A 2,998-nucleotide genomic window follows, 5' to 3' on the forward strand; every position below is an offset into this window, starting at 1 on the left:
ACAGGCCACCCAGCCCGCAGGCCGCCCAGAAGCTCGTGGCGGATGCAACTGCGGCCCTGGGGGGTCTCGAGGTGCTGGTAAACAACGCTGGCATCACCCGCGATACCCTGCTGATTCGGATGAAAGATGAAGACTGGGATGCCGTTATCCAGACCAACCTGAGCGCCATTTTCCACACCACCCGCGAGGCCATTAAGCTGATGATGCGCTCGAGGTGGGGCCGGGTGATCAACATCAGCAGCGTGGTGGGGATTCTGGGCAACCCTGGCCAGTCCAACTATGTAGCGGCCAAGGCGGGCCTGATCGGGTTTACCAGATCCGTTGCCAGGGAGTACGCCACCCGTGGCATCACGGTTAATGCCATTGCGCCCGGCTTCATCGAGTCGGACATGACCGCCAAGTTGCCCGAGAATGTGGTGGCGGAGTACCTCAAGCAGATTCCAGCGGGGCGGCTGGGCCGGCCTGAGGAGGTTGCTAAGGCGGTGGCTTTTCTTGCTTCTGACGATGCGGCCTATATCAATGGACAAACCCTGTGTGTGGATGGGGGTATGACCCCGCACTAAAAATATCGAGCCCAACAAAACCAGGCCCCTATGCCGGTTTTGATGTGGTAGAATCCCGCACGGTGGAGTAAACCCCGACCGATGGAGGTTAAAGCTATGGTTATCCTGGACGATGTAAAAGAAGTAATTGTAGACAAACTGGGTGTTGACGCGGACAAAGTAGTGCCCGAAGCCCGCTTTATCGAAGACCTTGGCGCCGACAGCCTCGATACCGTAGAACTCATTATGGGCCTCGAGGACAAGTTCGGCCTGGAAATCTCTGATGAAGACGCAGAAAAGATTCGCACCGTGCAGGATGCGATCAACTTCATCCAGGGCAAACAAGCCTGATCATTCACGGTGGTTGAGTAACGTTGTGTCGCTGATGTAGAGGTTGACTCCAGATCTGCGCAAAGCTAGCTACACACAGTAAAACCGTAGTGCTGAGAGCGCTGGTCTCCAGTTTTGACTTACCCGGTAGACACAGAGCCCTGCGGGGTGCTATCTTGAGGCGTCTGGGAGTTTTCTGAGGTGGCCCATGTTGTTTCGCCCGCGTGTCTGGCTATGGTAGATGCTTACTCCATGGCCTGAGAAGGGGGCCGATGATTTTTGGGTAGTTCAGCGCCTTAGTCCTGGGCCGGGCTATGTACTGTAGCAGGGGCTGCCCGTGGTAAGGAGCAGTATGCAAAAAGGCAAAGTAAAGTGGTTCAATGCAGAAAAGGGCTATGGCTTCATTCAGCGTGAAGATGGAGAGCCAGACGTATTTGTACACTACAGTGCTGTCCAGTCCCGTGGCTTCCGCACCCTGAACGAAGGCGATGTTGTCACCTTCGAAATTGAGCCGGGCAAGAATGGTAAAGGCCCCCAGGCTGCCAATGTAAACGTGGTGGAAACAGCCAGGCGTTTTTAGTTTTCGGGTAGCTGTGCAAGGGCAGACCAGTCTTCGGGAAACCGAGGGATTGTGGTTTTACTTTCTCGGCACATAGGCGTAGTCCTTCTGGTTTGTTCAGGTGCCCTGGGTAACGGTACAAGTAAGTTAAGGATGAGATGCACCCGCGATTGCACAAAAATGCATAGAGTGTGCGTATAACGGCTGCGTATATCGGGTTTTGAAGAGCGCCCATACGTGACTTTATACACAAAAGCTGGGTTGCAAATTACAACGCAAAACAACGACTGCGAATACAATCAAAGCAAGCTATGAAAGTCTCTGTGCATCTCGACCTCCTGCCCGTCACGGCCGATTCAGCTCCAGTTGTTCACAGCCTGTACTTAAACTGTCCTACCTATATAGCCTTAATTGGGGGCGATACGCCCACCCTCAACGATATTGGCCGCGAACTCGAGACCCTGCGCCACGACACCCGGCGGCAGGCCTTGTTGCTGCTGCAGGAAGATCATGTGGTGGGTTTTCTGGACTATAAGGTGGCCTATCCCGATTTGCACTCGGCGACCATCAGCCTGCTGCTGATAGATGAAAGCTTGCAGGGGCGGGGGCTGGGTAAGGCAGCCGTTGAGCAGCTCGTGACCCTGCTCAAAGGCCGTATGGATCGGCTCTACGCGGTGGTGTATGGCAACAACGAACAGGCCAGGCGCTTCTGGGAAAAGGTGGGTTTCAACCACCTGCGCGACAGCGGCCCCACTCTGAGCTGGTACTTGAAGCCCTTGAAATAGTTCGGGGGCTAAAGAACCAACCCTAGCATCTCCCTGGAAGCTAGAATGTTGTGGCCGGTCGCTGGGCAGGATTAAGTGCGCCCACGATAGAAATTTTGGTAATGTCTTCGGATGAGATGCAGTATTGGGGTTTGCTTCGGCGCAGCTCCGCTGTGAGCCTCCCAACGCACTGCGACCCCTAACCAGGAGATACTACCCGGCCAGAACATGAGCCTGGGGTAAGGGTGTTTTAGTCCTGGGAATACCCGTCTTTGGCAGGTGCGTTTTCACCCACATAGCGAAAGCGTGGCATCGGTTTACCGTCAACCTCCACATCTTCTAGAAACATAGCCAGTGGACGCACCCACAGGGTTTCGGGCTCGATGCCGTGGCGGGTTTCGTAGACCACAAACCACTCTTCGGTTTCCGAATGCCGGGCCAGGCCATGCACCCAGTAGTGATCGCCCTTATAGTGTTGGTACAGACCTTCTTGCAACTGCATCCCACACCTCGCTAACCTGGAACCACTCCCGGATATCTTTACACAAACTGCAGTCGAAAGACCAGAGCTTTCCTGCGCTCAGTTCCAGTAGGGCCGTACCGATTCCAGCATACGCCCGGTGACCTGGCGGTTGCGCCGCTCGATTTCGGGCTTCCGGGGGATTTCTGAGTAGCAGTCTTGAGGGTCGAGCAGGGTGTGGGTGAGGAAGTGGCCGAGCTGGGTTCCCCAGTGCCGGAGCCAGGGTTCGGGTAGATGGTCGGGCAGGGGCAGGTCTTGCAGCACCAGATAGAGCATGGCCCAG

The 2,998-nt window shown here is 55.5% G+C and carries 5 protein-coding genes and 1 pseudogene; 4 read left to right on the forward strand and 2 right to left on the reverse strand.

All coding sequences use genetic code 11. The features are described from left to right. The 4 genes from Q0288_RS13635 to Q0288_RS13650 form a co-directional block, all read left to right on the forward strand. Positions 1–563, forward strand: a 563-nt coding sequence (locus Q0288_RS13635; RefSeq protein WP_299431353.1) for a beta-ketoacyl-ACP reductase, incomplete at its 5' end; no start/stop codon positions are given. 96 nt (positions 564–659) lie between these two features. Beyond that, a complete protein-coding gene (gene acpP, locus Q0288_RS13640; protein ID WP_299431356.1) occupies positions 660–893 on the forward strand; it encodes an acyl carrier protein in 234 nt (77 codons plus the stop codon). A 331-nt stretch (positions 894–1,224) separates the two neighbouring features. Beyond that, positions 1,225–1,452: a cold-shock protein gene (locus tag Q0288_RS13645; RefSeq protein WP_299431359.1), complete on the forward strand. Its 228-nt coding sequence runs from the start codon at positions 1,225–1,227 to the stop codon at positions 1,450–1,452. Between the two features lie 290 nt (positions 1,453–1,742). Next, positions 1,743–2,216 (forward strand): GNAT family N-acetyltransferase, encoded by a 474-nt coding sequence (locus Q0288_RS13650; RefSeq protein ID WP_299431362.1) that lies wholly within the window; start codon positions 1,743–1,745, stop codon positions 2,214–2,216. Positions 2,217–2,445: 229 nt separating this feature from the next. Here Q0288_RS13650 and Q0288_RS13655 read toward each other — a convergent pair whose 3' ends face one another. Both Q0288_RS13655 and Q0288_RS13660 read right to left on the reverse strand, forming a co-directional pair. Continuing rightward, positions 2,446–2,697: a DUF1653 domain-containing protein gene (locus Q0288_RS13655; RefSeq protein ID WP_299431366.1), complete on the reverse strand. Its 252-nt coding sequence runs from the start codon at positions 2,695–2,697 to the stop codon at positions 2,446–2,448. A 78-nt stretch (positions 2,698–2,775) separates the two neighbouring features. Beyond that, positions 2,776–2,998 (reverse strand): annotated as a pseudogene (locus tag Q0288_RS13660) (acetoin utilization protein AcuC); the annotation flags it as partial.

Source organism: uncultured Meiothermus sp., from assembly GCF_937863175.1.
Classification (GTDB): Bacteria; Deinococcota; Deinococci; order Deinococcales; family Thermaceae; genus Meiothermus.